This window comes from Bosea sp. ANAM02 (genome assembly GCF_011764485.1).
In the GTDB taxonomy this organism is placed as follows: Bacteria; Pseudomonadota; Alphaproteobacteria; order Rhizobiales; family Beijerinckiaceae; genus Allobosea.
Genome location: NZ_AP022848.1, coordinates 640,719 through 654,343 on the forward strand (window position 1 = coordinate 640,719; position 13,625 = coordinate 654,343).

The 13,625-nt window shown below is 67.7% G+C and carries 15 protein-coding genes; 8 read left to right on the forward strand and 7 right to left on the reverse strand.

Translation table 11 applies throughout. The annotated features are described in order from the left end of the window. The first annotated feature begins 318 nt into the window (after positions 1–318). The 7 genes from OCUBac02_RS03100 (at position 319) to OCUBac02_RS03130 (ending at position 5,882) form a co-directional block, all read left to right on the forward strand. Positions 319–594 carry a hypothetical protein gene (locus OCUBac02_RS03100; RefSeq protein ID WP_156134814.1) on the forward strand — a complete coding sequence of 92 codons (276 nt, stop codon included), beginning with the start codon at positions 319–321 and terminating at the stop codon, positions 592–594. 27 nt (positions 595–621) lie between these two features. Further along, positions 622–1,404 (forward strand): DeoR/GlpR family DNA-binding transcription regulator, encoded by a 783-nt coding sequence (locus tag OCUBac02_RS03105; protein WP_173043410.1) that lies wholly within the window; start codon positions 622–624, stop codon positions 1,402–1,404. Between the two features lie 121 nt (positions 1,405–1,525). Then, positions 1,526–2,515, forward strand: coding sequence for a phosphate/phosphite/phosphonate ABC transporter substrate-binding protein (gene phnD / locus OCUBac02_RS03110; protein ID WP_173043411.1), 990 nt, complete (start codon positions 1,526–1,528; stop codon positions 2,513–2,515). Positions 2,516–2,553: 38 nt separating this feature from the next. Further along, on the forward strand, positions 2,554–3,369 hold the full coding sequence (gene phnC, locus OCUBac02_RS03115; protein ID WP_173049294.1) for a phosphonate ABC transporter ATP-binding protein: 816 nt from the start codon (positions 2,554–2,556) through the stop codon (positions 3,367–3,369). After that, a complete protein-coding gene (phnE, locus tag OCUBac02_RS03120; RefSeq protein WP_047574596.1) occupies positions 3,366–4,172 on the forward strand; it encodes a phosphonate ABC transporter, permease protein PhnE in 807 nt (268 codons plus the stop codon). Before phnC ends, phnE (OCUBac02_RS03120) begins: the two co-directional genes overlap by 4 nt. Beyond that, entirely contained in the window at positions 4,169–4,999 is an 831-nt protein-coding gene (phnE, locus tag OCUBac02_RS03125; protein WP_244639079.1) for a phosphonate ABC transporter, permease protein PhnE, read from the forward strand. Before phnE (OCUBac02_RS03120) ends, phnE (OCUBac02_RS03125) begins: the two co-directional genes overlap by 4 nt. Continuing rightward, positions 4,992–5,882: a TIGR01459 family HAD-type hydrolase gene (locus OCUBac02_RS03130; RefSeq protein WP_173043412.1), complete on the forward strand. Its 891-nt coding sequence runs from the start codon at positions 4,992–4,994 to the stop codon at positions 5,880–5,882. The genes phnE (OCUBac02_RS03125) and OCUBac02_RS03130 overlap by 8 nt, the downstream gene beginning before the upstream one ends. 112 nt (positions 5,883–5,994) lie before the next feature. On the opposite strand, the gene OCUBac02_RS03135 is transcribed toward OCUBac02_RS03130, so the two are convergent. Then, positions 5,995–6,381, reverse strand: a complete 387-nt coding sequence (locus tag OCUBac02_RS03135; RefSeq protein ID WP_173043413.1) for a RidA family protein — start codon at positions 6,379–6,381, stop codon at positions 5,995–5,997. A 235-nt stretch (positions 6,382–6,616) separates the two neighbouring features. Here OCUBac02_RS03135 and hemN point away from each other — a divergent pair, with 235 nt between their 5' ends. Further along, positions 6,617–7,960, forward strand: a complete 1,344-nt coding sequence (gene hemN / locus OCUBac02_RS03140) for an oxygen-independent coproporphyrinogen III oxidase (RefSeq protein WP_173043414.1) — start codon at positions 6,617–6,619, stop codon at positions 7,958–7,960. A 20-nt stretch (positions 7,961–7,980) separates the two neighbouring features. Here hemN and OCUBac02_RS03145 read toward each other — a convergent pair whose 3' ends face one another. From OCUBac02_RS03145 to OCUBac02_RS03170, 6 genes are all read right to left on the reverse strand, one after another. Beyond that, positions 7,981–9,138 (reverse strand): acyl-CoA dehydrogenase family protein, encoded by a 1,158-nt coding sequence (locus OCUBac02_RS03145; RefSeq protein WP_173043415.1) that lies wholly within the window; start codon positions 9,136–9,138, stop codon positions 7,981–7,983. 131 nt (positions 9,139–9,269) lie between these two features. Continuing rightward, the gene (locus OCUBac02_RS03150; protein ID WP_047574586.1) at positions 9,270–9,614 is read right to left on the reverse strand and encodes a RidA family protein; all 345 of its coding nucleotides are present in this window, start codon (positions 9,612–9,614) and stop codon (positions 9,270–9,272) included. A gap of 22 nt (positions 9,615–9,636) precedes the next feature. After that, the gene (locus tag OCUBac02_RS03155) at positions 9,637–10,695 is read right to left on the reverse strand and encodes an NAD(P)/FAD-dependent oxidoreductase (RefSeq protein WP_197933337.1); all 1,059 of its coding nucleotides are present in this window, start codon (positions 10,693–10,695) and stop codon (positions 9,637–9,639) included. A gap of 65 nt (positions 10,696–10,760) precedes the next feature. Further along, positions 10,761–12,215, reverse strand: coding sequence for an NAD(P)/FAD-dependent oxidoreductase (locus OCUBac02_RS03160; protein ID WP_173043417.1), 1,455 nt, complete (start codon positions 12,213–12,215; stop codon positions 10,761–10,763). After that, entirely contained in the window at positions 12,212–12,520 is a 309-nt protein-coding gene (locus OCUBac02_RS03165; protein WP_173043418.1) for a (2Fe-2S)-binding protein, read from the reverse strand. Before OCUBac02_RS03165 ends, OCUBac02_RS03160 begins: the two co-directional genes overlap by 4 nt. Beyond that, positions 12,501–13,619, reverse strand: a complete 1,119-nt coding sequence (locus OCUBac02_RS03170; RefSeq protein ID WP_197933338.1) for an NAD(P)/FAD-dependent oxidoreductase — start codon at positions 13,617–13,619, stop codon at positions 12,501–12,503. The genes OCUBac02_RS03165 and OCUBac02_RS03170 overlap by 20 nt, the downstream gene beginning before the upstream one ends. Between the last annotated feature and the right edge of the window lie 6 nt (positions 13,620–13,625).

A 13,625-nucleotide genomic window follows, 5' to 3' on the forward strand; every position in this document is an offset into this window, starting at 1 on the left:
CGGGTCGCAGCAGGCCGCCCCCCGAGATTTCGACGCGATCAGAATACGATCGCCCGCGAATGTCCATGGCTATCGCACCAGGCCGAAAGGACGGGTCCGCTTTTCGGGCAGATCCGATGCAGCACCGGTGAGCTGGATCGGCGTGCCCGCGTCCGGTAGCCCGCGCGCTGATCCGGGGCGGGATCGGGCCACGCATTCTCCGGCGCCGGCCCGCCGCGGCCGGGCGGGCAGATCGTCGTGACTCCCCTTTCGCCTGCCGTACCGCGGTGACGGCGTCTGCGCGGTGCGATAGGCTCGATCGGGAACCGGATGCCACCCTTGAAGTCACGTCTTGTCCTGTTTCAGCTGTTGTGGATTCCGCTGGCGCTGGCCGGGCTCGGTGCCGCTTTGGAGTTCATGCGCGCGAGCGATTTGCTCCAGCGCGAGGGGACGACGCTGCATCGCATCGTCTCCCAGCGCGTCGAGCAACATGACGCGCATCTCACCAGTCTGGCTGCGGTGCTTGCCCGCTCGAATGCCGAATCAGCGAGCTTCCGGGCGGTGGTCGAGGCGCTGCAGCGCTTCTATCATACGCGCGCGGCCGGTCTCCCCTGAGCCCGGCAAGCCTGGCACGGACACGCGATGAGCCCATCCGCTCCCGATACCGAGACCCTGACCCCGCGCCAGCGGCAGATCCTCGACCTCGTGCAGGAACTCGGCTTCACGACGATCGAGACACTGGCCGAGCGCTTCGGCGTCTCGGCGCAGACGGTGCGCCGCGAGATCATCCGCCTGCAGGCCGGCAATTTCCTGCAGCGCTTCCATGGCGGCGCAGGCTTGGCCTCCGGCGGCATCCGCTCGGCCTATGCCCAGAAGCTCACCGTCTCGCCGCGCGGCAAGGAGCGGATCGGCGTCGCGGTGGCGCGGATCGTGCCGCCCGGCGCCTCGGTCTTCCTCGATGTCGGCACCACGGTCGAGGCGGCGGCGCGGGCGCTGATCAACAAGCCCGGCCTCAGGGTGGTGACGGCGAGCGTCTCCGTCGCCCAGATCTTCTGCAGCCACGGCGTCTTCGACGTGGTCGTGACCGGCGGTACGACGCGTGGCGCCAACGGTTCGCTCGTCGGGCAGGCCGCGATCGCCAGCATCATGGGCTTCCGCTTCGACTATGCGATCATCGGGCTTGGCGGCTTCGACGATGACGGCGCGCCGATGGATTTCGACCTCGAGAAGATCGCCGTGCGCCAGGCCGCGATGAGCCGTGCCCGGCAGAGCCTGGCGCTGGCCGACCATACCAAGTTCGAGCAGACCGGCACGGCCCGCGTCGCGCCGCCAGAGGCGCTGAGCCTCGTCGTCGTCGATGCCGAGCCCACCCCGCGCCTGCGAACGAGCTGGGAGCGCAGCGGCTCGCGATGGCTGGTGGCCTGACCCGAGCTTTCCTCCCGTCAATTCTTTAGCCGGCGCTCTTGCGCCCGTGATCGCTTTTGATCAGGATGGAAGAAATCTTACACGAGCGCCGTCAGGGCGCCGCCGCTCCAGGGAGGTTGCCATGCTGCGCGCCAAGATCGCGTCCCTTTGCCTGCTCGCTTTCGGGATCGGGCTCGCCGGCCCCGCCCAGGCGCAGGATTGCGCCAATCGCGGGACGCTCGATGCCCGCTATTGCGACGCCAATCGCGACCTGCTGGCCGATACGCCGACCGATGTGGCGAAGCAGAAGGACCCGGACACGCTGATCTTCTCCTATACGCCGGTCGAAGACCCGTCGGTCTACGAGAATGTCTTCGCCGATTTCCTCGCCCATCTCAGCAAGGTCACCGGCAAGAAGATCAAATGGTTCGGCGCCGAATCCTATGCCGCGCAGGTCGAGGCGATGCGCTCCGGCCGCCTCCATATCGCCGGCGTCGCCAGCGGCCCCACGCCGTTCGCAGTCAATCTCGCCGGCTTCGTGCCGATCGTCGCGATGGCCAAGAAGGACAACTCGATCGGCTACACGCTGCAACTGATCGTGCCGAAGGATTCCCCGATCAAGGGCATCGCCGATCTCAAGGGCAAGCGCGTCGCCCATGTCGCGCCTTCCTCGAACTCCGGCGACACGGCGCCGCGCATCCTGTTCAAGGAGAAGGGCGTCGTGCCCGGGAAAGACTACGAGATCCTCTATTCCGGCAAGCATGACAACTCGATCATGGGCGTGGTCAACAAGGACTACGACGCGGCGCCGGTCGCCTCCAGCGTGGTCGAGCGCATGGCCGATCGCGGCATGTTCAAGCGCGACGACATCCGCATCGTCTATGAATCGAGCCCGTTCCCGCGCACGGCCTTCGGCCTCGCGCATGATCTCAAGCCCGAGCTTCAGGCCAAGATCAAGCAGGCCTTCCTGACCTTCGACTTCCTGAATTCCGGCCTCGCCAAGGAGTTCAAGGACACCAAGGGCTTCAAGGAGCTGAGCTACAAGGATGCCTGGGGCGACATCATCCTGATCCAGCGCGATAGCGGGATCACCTATACCCAGGACGGCCTCTCGAAGCTGAAGGGCGATTGATGTCCGTTGTTTCGGGGGCTTCGGCCGGCGGCGCTCCGCTGCTGGCCGTCGCGGGGCTGGCCAAGGTCTATCCGACCGGCAAGAAGGCGCTGGGCGGCGTCGACGTCGTGATCGACCGGCCGCAGCTCGTCGCGGTGATCGGCTCGTCCGGCGCCGGCAAGAGCACCTTCATCCGCTGCATCAACCGGCTGGTCGAGCCGACCGCCGGCAGCGTCAGGCTCAACGGCGAGGATATCGTCGCGCTCGACCGCAAGGGCCTGCGCGCGGCGCGGCGCCGGATCGGCATGATCTTCCAGGAATACAACCTGGTCGAGCGGCTCAGCGTGATGCAGAACGTGCTCTCGGGGCGGCTCGGCTATACCGGCCTCTTCGCTTCGCTGCGCTATCGCTTCCCGCCCGAGGATATCCAGGCGGCCTTCGCATTGCTCGATCGCGTCGGGCTCGACGGCTACCACAACCAGCGGGCCGACGCGCTTTCCGGCGGCCAGCGCCAGCGCGTCGGCATCGCGCGCGCCCTGATGCAGCGGCCGGACCTGCTGCTGCTGGACGAGCCGACCGCGAGCCTCGACCCCAAGACCTCGCGCCAGATCATGCGCCTCGTGCGCGAGCTCGTGGCCGAGCGCCAGACTCCCGCGATCATCAATATCCACGACGTCGCGCTTGCCCGCGCCCATGCCGACCGCATCATCGGCATGAAGGACGGTCTGATCGTGTTCGACGCCGAGGCCTCGGCCCTGACCGATGCGGCGCTGACCCGGATCTATGGCGAGGAGGACTGGTCGACGCCGCAGGACGAGGATGACGAGGCTCCCGTTCCGGCGGCAACGATGGCGCCTGTCGGCGCGCTGTCATGACCACGGCGGCCGCCTCCTATCCCAGCCGCTGGCGCGCGCCGAGCATCTTCGGCAGCCCCGGCCGGCGACTCGCCTTCTGGGCGCTGGTCTGCGCCTATCTGGTCTGGTCGCTCTCGACGCTCAATGTCGACACGGCCCGCATCCTTGCCGGCCTTCCGCGCGCCTGGACGATCCTGGCGCGGATGGTCCCGCCCGATTTCGGCCGCTGGGAGCTTCTGCTCACCGGGATGGTCGAGAGCGTGCAGATCGCCATCGCCGCGACGATCATCGGCGCGGTGCTGTCGATCCCGATCGGCATCGCGGCAGCGGCCAATCTCTCGCCGCGCCCGCTCTACCTCGCCGCGCGCGCCTTCATCGTCACGGGCCGGACCTTTCACGAGGTCATCATCGCGATCTTCTTCGTGAAGCTGTTCGGCTTCGGGCCGGTGGCCGGCTTGCTGACCCTCGCCTTCTCCTCGGCGATCTTCCTCGGCAAGATGCTCGCCGAGGATATCGAGAACATGAAGCCCGGCCCCGTCGAGGCGATCCGCGCCACGGGAGCGAGCTTCGGCCAGACCTTCTTCTACGCGGTCGTGCCGCAGGTGCTGGTCAAGACGCTGGGCGTGCTGATCTACCGGCTCGATTCCAATCTCCGGCATTCGACCGTGATCGGCATCGTCGGGGCCGGCGGCATCGGGCAGACGCTCTCGGCCTCTTTCTCGCGCTATGACTTCGACTTCGCCAGCGCGATCCTGCTGACGATCGCCGCCATGGTCGCCTTCGGCGAATGGTTCAGCGACTGGGCCCGGCGGAGGCTGAGATGACCGCGCATCCGCTTCCGCAGGACCGCGCGCCGATGCGAGGCTATCCCGACCATTGGGAACGCTATTCGCTGCGTGAGCGCATCGTGCAGTGGATCTGGCTCGGCGGCATCGCGATCGCCGCTGCGTGGTCGGTCTCGGCGCTCGATATCGAATGGGCTTTCTTCGCCGATGCGCATGAGCAGGCGGCCGACCTGATCGCGCGGATGTGGCCGCCGCGCTGGTCCTATCTGCCGCGTATCGTCCAGCCGCTGATCGAGACGCTGCATATTGCGACGCTCGGCACGATGATCGCCATCGTCTTCGCCCTGCCGGTCGCCTTCCTCGCGGCGCGCAACACTACCTACAACCAGGCGACCTGGCTGCTCGGCCGGGCCATGCTGGTCCTGTCGCGCTCGATCAACACGGTGATCTGGGGCCTCGTCTTCGTCGCGATCTTCGGGCCGGGGCCGGTCGCCGGCATCTGCGCGGTGGCGGCGCGCTCGGTCGGCTTCATCGCCAAGCTCGTCGCCGAGGCGATCGAGGAAGTCGATGCCGGCCAGATCGAGGCGGTGGAATCAACCGGCGCCAGCACCTTGCAGGTCTATGGCGTCGCGATCCTGCCGCAGATCCTGCCCGTGCTGATCGGCACCTCGATCTATCGCTGGGACATCAATGTGCGCGAGTCGAGCGTGCTCGGCTTCGTCGGCGCGGGCGGCATCGGGCTCCTGCTCTACGCCTCGATCAACCAGTTCGCCTGGTCGCAGGCGATCGTGATCCTGATCGCCATCCTCGGCATCGTCATCATCAGCGAGGCGCTTTCGGCTTATGTCCGCTCCCGCATTGTCTGAGCCAGCGGGGGGGACCGCCTTTCCCGTCGGCCTCTCCGCCCTCGTCAACCGCTATGACGGCTTCCTCCTCGACCAATGGGGCGTGCTGCATGACGGCACGCGGCCCTATCCCGATGCCGTCGACTGCCTCGAACGCCTGCGGGCCGCCGGCAAGGCGGTGATCATCCTCTCCAATTCCGGCCGGAGCGGGCGCGACAACGAGGGTGTGCTCGCCGGCATGGGCTTCCCCCGCCATCTCTATGACCGCGTGGCCTCGGCAGGGGACGACGCGCGCGACGCCCTGCTGACGCGGTCCGAGCCGGCCTATCGCGATCTCGGCTCGCGCTGCCTGCTGCTGGCGCGACCGGGCGAGGATCGTCTGGCGAGCGGGCTCGGCCTGACGCTGGTGGAGACGCCGGAGGCGGCCGATTTCCTGTTCGTGATGAGCATGGATCCCGACAGCCAGTCGGTCGCGGGCTGGAAGCCTGTGCTGGAGCAGGCCTTGTTACGCGACCTGCCGATGATCTGCGGCAATCCCGACCGCTATCGTGTCCATGCCGACGGCACGCTCCACGAAGCACCGGGGCTCGCCGCTCTGATCTACGAGGAGATGGGCGGGACGGTGCATTACCATGGCAAGCCGCATCCGCGGATCTACCGGAGCTGCCTGGACTATCTGGATCGCCCTGCCGGGCGCCTGCTCGCCATCGGGGATTCGTTGGAGCACGACGTTGCCGGCGCCAACCGGGCCGGGATCGACGTCGCCTTCATCGCGGGCGGCATCCATCGCGGCGATCTCGACTGGGACGGGGACGGCAAGGTCGACCCCGAAAGCTGCCGCCGATTGTTCGCGCGCGAGGGCCTGCGGCCGCGCTACGGCCTGTCCGGGTTCGCCTGGAGCTGATCCCGAGCGGATACTTTCCGGGACGTTCCGCTCGCTGGAGGATTGCCGAGCGAAGCGGATGCCGGTTTGCGTGAAGACAAGGCGTTGAAACAAGTAGCGCCAGCCCGGCCGCTCAGTAGACGGCGGTCGCCTCGACCTCGACGACGAGCTCCGGCCGGCTGAAGCCGGACACGATCACCAGGGTCGAGGCCGGCTTGACCGGGCAATCGGCCAGCGCCGCGTCGCGCGCCTGCATATAGGCGGGCATGTGCCTGCGGTCGGTGACGAAGGCGTTGAGGCGCACGACATTCGCCATGGACAGGCCGCCCTCGCGCAGGATCGCGGCGATATTCCCGAAGCAGATGCGGGCCTGTTCGACGGCATCCTCCGGGATGCTCCCGTCCGGTGCGACGCCGAGCTGGCCGGAGGTGACGAGCACGCCCTGTGCAACTGCCTTCAGGCCATGGGAATATTGCCCGAAGGGCGGATAGAGCGAAGCGGGTACAAGCGGCTGTTTCATGAGCAGTTGATCCGGAAGGCGTATCGGGCCGGCTTACTATCATGCCGGCCGATATCGAGCGAGGCGGGCTGGAAACTCTCGGTCCCACGGCGAAGGCGGGATGCCTGTCCTGGCGGCAGGGGGTTCATCGTCGGTGAGCGGTCGGCGCGGTTTCGGATGAAGTTTGCCTTCGATCAAGGAAGCCATCGGCAAAACCCGCTAGCTCGGCTCCAGGACAACCGCCCGGAGCTGACCGATGCAGGCCGCGCCATACCGAGACGAACGGCTTCCACGCTATACGAGCTATCCGACCGCTCCGCATTTCAGCGGCGCAGTCGACGCGGAAACCTATGCCGGCTGGCTGAAGGAGCTGGCGGCGGGGACCACCGCCTCGCTCTACCTGCATGTGCCGTTCTGCCGCTCGATGTGCTGGTATTGCGGTTGCCACACCACCGTGGCGCTGCGCAACGGGCCGATCGTCGATTATCTGGCGGCCTTGCGCGGGGAGATCGCGCTGGTCGCGGAAAAACTCGTCGCGCCGCTCGACGTCCGCCATGTCCATTTCGGCGGGGGTACGCCGACGATCCTGGAGCCTCGGGATTTTGCCGCGCTGGTTGCGCTGCTGCGGCAGCATTTCGGGCTGCGCCGGTCAGCCGAGATCGCGGTCGAGATCGATCCGCGCCGGCTCGGGGCCGGCATGATCGCAGCGCTTGCAGAGGCGGGCGTCAACCGCGCGAGCCTCGGGGTGCAGAGCTTCGATCCCGCCGTGCAGAAGGCGATCAACCGCATCCAGAGCGTCGAGCAGACGGCGGCGGTCGTCGCCGGCCTGCGCGGCGCCGGCATTGCGGCCGTCAGTTTCGACCTGATCTATGGTTTGCCGCTGCAGACGCTTCAGTCCTGCTTCGACACCGTCGAGCATTGCCTGGCCATGCGGCCGGACCGGCTCTCGATCTTCGGTTATGCGCATGTGCCCGCCTTCAAGAAGCATCAGCGCCGCATCGCCGCCGCTGAACTGCCGGATGGCGAGGCGCGACACGAGCAGGCGGAGGCCATGGCGCAGCGGCTGGTCGAAGCCGGCTATGTCCGCATCGGGCTCGACCATTTCGCTCTGCCCGAAGACCCGATGGCGCGGGCGCTGAAGCAGGGCGGGCTTCACCGCAATTTCCAGGGCTATACCACCGATCGCTGCGAGGCCCTGATCGGGTTCGGCGCCTCGGCGATCGGGCGGCTGCCCCAGGGCTATGTCCAGAACGAGGTCGTGATCGGCCGTTATGCCGAGCGTATCGCCGACAGCGCCTTGCCGACGGGGCGGGGCTATCGCCTCACCGCCGAGGATCGCCTGCGCGCCGAACTGATCGAGCGGGTGATGTGCGACCTCGCGGTCGATATCGACGCCGTCTGCCTCCGGCATCGCGCCGACCCGAACATCCTCGAAAGCTCCCTGCGGCGGCTCGGCCGGCTCTCCGAGGAAGGCGTGGTGCGTCTCGACGGTCATCGGGTCTCGCTACCCGACGAAGCGCGCCTTCTGGTGCGCAAGGTCGCCTCGGCCTTCGACGCCCATATCGATCAGACGCCGCGGCAATACAGCCGGGCGGTCTGACCCAGAGACCGGCTGCGGCGTCAGTAGGAACGCGGCATGCCGAGGACGTGCTCGGCGATGAAGGAGAGGATCAGGTTCGTGGAGATCGGCGCGACCTGATAGAGCCGCGTCTCCCTGAACTTGCGCTCGACATCGTATTCCTCCGCGAAGCCGAAGCCGCCATGGGTCTGGACACAGGCATTGGCCGCTTCGAATGAGGCGTCCGCCGCCAGCATCTTGGCCATGTTGGCTTCCGCGCCCGGATTGGCGCCTGCCTCATAGAGCCGGATTGCCTCGCGCACCATCAATTCAGCAGCGCGCATGTTGGCGTAAGCCTTGGCGATCGGGAACTGGATGCCCTGGTTCTGGCCGATCGGCCGGCCGAAGACATGGCGTTCCTTCGCGTAGTTCGAGGCCTTGTCGATGAACCATTTGGCGTCGCCGACGCATTCCGACGCAATCAGGATGCGCTCGGCATTCATGCCGGAGAGGATGTAGCGGAAGCCCTTGCCCTCCTCGCCGACGAGGTTCGCGACCGGGACCTTCACATTGTCGAAGAAGACCTCGGTGGTGGCATGGTTCATCATCGTGCGGATCGGCCGGATGGTCAGCCCATCCTTCAGCGCCTCGCGCATGTCGAGAATGAAGACCGAGAGCCCGTCGGTGCGCTTCGCGACCTGATCGCGCGGCGTGGTGCGGGCGAGCAGCAGCATCAGGTCGGACTGCGCGGCGCGGCTGGTCCAGATCTTCTGGCCATTGACGACGTAGTGATCGCCCTCGCGGCGGGCGGTGGTGCGCAGCGCCGTGGTGTCGGTGCCGCTGGTCGGCTCGGTGACGCCGAAAGCCTGGAGGCGCAGTTCGCCCGAGGCGATCTTCGGGAGGTAGCGCTGCTTCTGATCCTCGGTGCCGTGCCTGAGTACCGTGCCCATCACATACATCTGGGCGTGACAGGCGGCGCCGTTGCAGCCCTGCCTCTGAATCTCCTCCATGATGACAGCCGCCGCAGAGAGCGTGAGCCCGGCCCCGCCATACTCTTCGGGTATCAACGCCGAGAGGAAGCCGCTTTCGGTCAGCGCCGCCACGAACTCCGTCGGATAGGCCATCTCGCGGTCGAGCCTGCGCCAGTATTCGCCCGGATAATCCGCGCAGAGCCTGGCGACGGCGTCGCGGATGTCGGCATGATCGGGAGCGTGCTGCATGCTGGTCTCGGAGCTGGCGTCAGGCGGCGACCCTATGCCAGCTCAAAGGGGTTGGGCAGCCCTTGCTCTGTTTATCAGGTCGGCAGCAGGCGCAATGGCGTGCCTGCCGCCTTGTCATAGGCCGAGCCGGATCAGCGCGCGGCCGTGACGACGATCTCGATGATCGCGCCGCCGCCGAGATCGGCGACGCCGACGGTCGCGCGGGTCGGCATGTCCTCGCCGAAGAAGCCGGTCCAGGCGGCGTCCATCTCCTTCTTCTGGGAGAGGTCGGTGACGAAGATCTGTGCGGCGACGATCGCCTTGCGGTCTAGCCCGACCTCGCCGAGATAGCCCTCGATCTTGCCGAGGATGTTCTGGGTCTGGGGCCCCATCGATTGCGTGGTGTCATCGGCGATGACGCCGCCGACGAAGACGAGGTTGCCGGTCTCGACGATACGGTTCTGAATGGGCGTGCGGATGGAGCGCTTGATGGCCATGGGTGGTCTCCTGTGGTGAAACTCAGTGGGTGGTGGTGAAGCGGGCGATGTCGAGCCCGTCGATCGGCACGTTCGAGCGGCCGGTTGCGATGATCTCGGCCATGACGGCACCGGCGCCCGGTCCGAGCTGGAAGCCATGGGCCGAGAAGCCGAACTGGTGATAGACGCTGTCATGCTTGGCGCTCCTGCCGAAGACCGGCAGGTCATCCGGCATGCGCGCCTCGATGCCGGCCCAGGCGCGGACGATTGGCGCGCCGCGCATGATCGGGAAGAGATCCCAGACCGTGCCGGCGCTGATCGCGAGCTTGCGCCAGTCGAGCAGCGTGACGTTCTGGTCGCGCAAAGGCGTTCCGAGATGGCCGCCGCCGATCAGCACCGTGCCGTTGCCGAACTGCTTGAAGGAGAGTTTGCGCCCCCGCAGGATCACCACCGGCTTGATGAAAGCCGGCAATGGCGCGGTGATCATCAGCATCGGCGCGATGACCTCGAGCGGCACGGGTTCGCCGAGATCGGCGGCGATGCGGTCGGCCCAGGCGCCGGCTGCGTTGACGATGCGGGGTGCGAGGAAATCGCCGGCATCGGTGACGACGCGCCAGTTCGGCCCGTCCTGCTCCACCCTGGTCACGCGGACGCCTTCGCGAATGGTGGCGCCTAGGCTTTCGGCCTTGCGCTTGAAGGCCTGTGTCGCGCGCAAGGGAATCGCGGCGCCGTCGCGGCGCGAGATTACGCCGCCGGGACAGCTCTCGGAAACCGCGGGGACGATCTCGCGCAATTCCTTGGCGTCGATCATTTCCTCGTGGTGGAAGCCACGGAGCGTCAGGTCGGCGACGCGGGCGCGGCAGCCCTCCAGATCGGCCTCATCCTCGGCGACCAGCACCTGCCCGTCACTGGTAAAGCCGCAATCGTCGTCGACCAGCTCGGCGATGTTGTGCCAGATTGCCATCGACGTATTGGAAAGCGGGATCTCCGCGACATGGCGGGCGAGCTGACGCACGCCGCCGGCATTGACGCCGGAGGCGTGGCGGCCGGCATGGTCCTTCTCGATCAGGATGACCGAGAGCCCGCGCATCGCGCAGTGCATCGCGGTCGAGCAGCCATGGATGCCGCCGCCGATGACGATGACATCGGCGCTGCGACGCTCCGCACTCACCGGACGACCGCCTTCACCGAGGCCTCTGTCTGCGGCAGGGCTGCGAGTTCGGCCAGCGTCACCGGCTTGATCGGCGGGCGCAGGCGGTAATAGCCGGTCTCGGCCGGGGTGCTGCCGCGCGTTTCGGCGATCAATTCGACCACCGTCGGGCCGCAGAGGCGGCCCTGGCAGGGGCCCATGCCGCAGCGCAGGAAGGCTTTCATCTGGTTGGGGCCGGTGACGCCGAGGCGCCTGGCGGCATCGCGGACCTGACCGGCCGTGACCTCCTCGCAGCGGCAGATGATGGTCTCGTCCCTCGGCGGCGCCAGGAATTGCGGCGCCGGCTTGTAGAGCAGGTCGAGGAAGCGCCGGCCGCGCAGCTTCTTGTCCAGTTCGGTGCGGATCGGGGCTGCCTGCCGGTCACGCTCGGCTTCACTGAGCTTGCCGAGTCGGGACGCGGCGCCGAAGGCCGCGATCTCGCCGCGCAGGGCCGCGCTTTCCGCGCCGCCGATGCCGGCGCCGTCGCCGGCGATGGCGATGCCGGGCACGGTCGAGGCGAACCAGGCATCGACGCGCGGCACCCAGGCGTGCTGCTCGACATCGAAGTCATGGGCGCAGCCGGCCGCGTTGGAGAAATTGACGCTCGGGATCACGCCCTGATGCAGCAGGAGCGTATCGCAGGCGATGGTGCCGGTGCGGCCGCCCTGCTCGAACTGCACGGTCGCGAGCTTTCCGCTGCCGGTTGCGGTCAGGCTGGTGACGCCCGAGACGAAGCGCAGTTTGCGCCGCGCCGTCAGCATCAGCTTGAGGCCCTTGGCGAGATAGGGCGAGCGCAGGAAATCCGGGATGGCTCCGAGTGCCTTCGACCAGTTGCCCGATGGCGTCGTGTCGAGCACGGCGGCGATCTGGCAGCCTGCGGCTGCGAGCTGGCTCGCCAGCAAGTAGAGCAAAGGGCCGCAGCCGGCGATGACCGTGCGTCCGGACGGAATGGCGCCAGCGGATTTGAGCGCGATCTGGGCGGCGCCCGCCGTCATCACGCCGGGCAGGGTCCAGCCGGGAATCGGGAAGGGGCGCTCCTGCGCGCCAGTAGCCAGGATGACCTGTCGCGCTCCGATGATGCGGGCCTTGCCGTCGAGCGAGAGGCCGAGTTCGAAACTGCCGGGCGCGGCCTCGTCCGGGCCGATAGACCAGACGGTGCAGCGCGGGGCGTAAGCTGCCTGCGAGCGCTCGAACCGCGCGACGATGTCGGCGCCACGCCAGTAGTCCTCGCCGAGGATGGCGCGGTTCCTGACCGGCGTCGTGGTGACGGCGCGGTAGATCTGGCCGCCCGGTGCCGGGTTTTCGTCGGCCAGCAGCACGGAGAGGCCGAGTTCGGCAGCGCGTGCGGCGGCCGAGAGGCCGGCCGGGCCTGCGCCGACCACGACGAGGTCATAGCTCTCGGCGAGCTGTTCGATGCTGGCGATCGGAGTCATTCCGCGACCTCCGCGAGATGGCGGCGGCCATGCTGGGTTTCGATGCGCATGCCCTCGGCGAGGGGCACGAGGCAACCCTGCCTGTTGCCGATGCCGTCAATCACGACGAGACAGTCGAAGCAGACGCCCATCAGGCAATAGGGCGCGCGCGGCGTATCCGAGACCGGTGTTTCGCGGCAAGCGGTGATGCCGTTGACGAGCAGGGCGGCGGCGACGGTGTCGCCCGCGCGCGCCCTCATGGGCCGGCCATCGAAGGTGAAGCTCAGCTCACCGCCCGCGGCAAGGTCAGCTATGGGCCGGAACATGGAACCTCCGTGCGGTGAAGCTCGCGACGCTCTCCGGCAGGGTACCGGCGAGGATCGCGGGAGCGAGCGTCAGGACATGGTTGGCGGCGAGCGTCACGCCGGAATGGCAGGTGACGACGAAAGCGCCGGGGTGGCTTTCGGACTGGTCGTAGATCGGGAAGCCGTCGGGGCTCATCACGCGCAAGGCCGACCAGGTGCGGACCACGTTGAGGCCGGCGAGGCGCGGGAACATCTTCACGGCGCGTTCCGCCATGGTCGACAGGATCGGCTGGCCGACGACGGTGTCGAAGCCGCGATCCTCCTGGCTGTCGCCGATCATCACGCCGCCCTCGTCGGTCTGGCGGACCGTGACCATCGGGTTGTGCAGGAAGGGTTCGGTCTTCTCGGTGACGATGATCTGGCCCTTGCTCGGCTTCACCGGCGCATCGAGCCCGACCATCGGGGCGAGCCGCGCATTGCCGAGCCCGGCGCAGAGCACGACCTTGCCGGCGCGCATCTCGCCCCAGGGGCCGGTGATGGCGAAGCCACCGTCCTTCGGGACGATGTTTTCGACCGGGCTGTTCGGGCGGTAGTCGACGCCGCGCCGGACCGTCGCCTCGCGCAAAGCCCGGAACAGCTTCAGCGAATTCACATGGCCGTCGAGCGGGGAATAGAGCGACCCGACCACATCCTTCCCGATCGCGGGCAGGCGGCGCTTCGTCTCGGCATGGTCGAGCACCTCATAGGGGAAATCGGACAGCGGCCGGCTGTTGTGGAGGCGGCGCATCGCGTCGACGCGCTTGTCGAGTTCGTCCTGCGATAGGCAGAGCATGAAGCCGCCGGGCTGGCTATGGGCGACGTCGATCCCGGTCTCGCCGGCCAGCGAAGCGGCCAACTCGTGCCAGCTGTCGGCGGAGCGGCGCGACCAGAGCGCATAGTCGGGCATGCCGAAGCCCTTGGACTGGACCCAGACCAGCGCGAAATTGCCGCGCGAGGCCCGGAAGGCGGTGTCGCCCTCGTCGAGGATCGCGACCCTGGCGCCGTTGCGGGCGAGGCCGAGTGCGATGGCGCCGCCGACCACGCCGCCGCCGATCACGGCGACATCGGGTTCTTTGGTGATGGTGGA

Excerpts from the sequence above, each read along its gene's own strand:
- OCUBac02_RS03105 (WP_173043410.1), top strand. The coding sequence starts at position 622 with ATGAGCCCATCCGCTCCCGATACCGAGACCCTGACCCCGCGCCAGCGG.
- phnD (WP_173043411.1), top strand. The coding sequence starts at position 1,526 with ATGCTGCGCGCCAAGATCGCGTCCCTTTGCCTGCTCGCTTTCGGGATC.
- phnE (WP_047574596.1), top strand. The coding sequence starts at position 3,366 with ATGACCACGGCGGCCGCCTCCTATCCCAGCCGCTGGCGCGCGCCGAGC.
- phnE (WP_244639079.1), top strand. The coding sequence starts at position 4,169 with ATGACCGCGCATCCGCTTCCGCAGGACCGCGCGCCGATGCGAGGCTAT.
- OCUBac02_RS03135 (WP_173043413.1), bottom strand. The coding sequence starts at position 6,381 with ATGAAACAGCCGCTTGTACCCGCTTCGCTCTATCCGCCCTTCGGGCAA.
- hemN (WP_173043414.1), top strand. The coding sequence starts at position 6,617 with ATGCAGGCCGCGCCATACCGAGACGAACGGCTTCCACGCTATACGAGC.
- OCUBac02_RS03145 (WP_173043415.1), bottom strand. The coding sequence starts at position 9,138 with ATGCAGCACGCTCCCGATCATGCCGACATCCGCGACGCCGTCGCCAGG.
- OCUBac02_RS03150 (WP_047574586.1), bottom strand. The coding sequence starts at position 9,614 with ATGGCCATCAAGCGCTCCATCCGCACGCCCATTCAGAACCGTATCGTC.
- OCUBac02_RS03155 (WP_197933337.1), bottom strand. The coding sequence starts at position 10,695 with ATGCACTGCGCGATGCGCGGGCTCTCGGTCATCCTGATCGAGAAGGAC.
- OCUBac02_RS03160 (WP_173043417.1), bottom strand. The coding sequence starts at position 12,215 with ATGACTCCGATCGCCAGCATCGAACAGCTCGCCGAGAGCTATGACCTC.
- OCUBac02_RS03165 (WP_173043418.1), bottom strand. The coding sequence starts at position 12,520 with ATGTTCCGGCCCATAGCTGACCTTGCCGCGGGCGGTGAGCTGAGCTTC.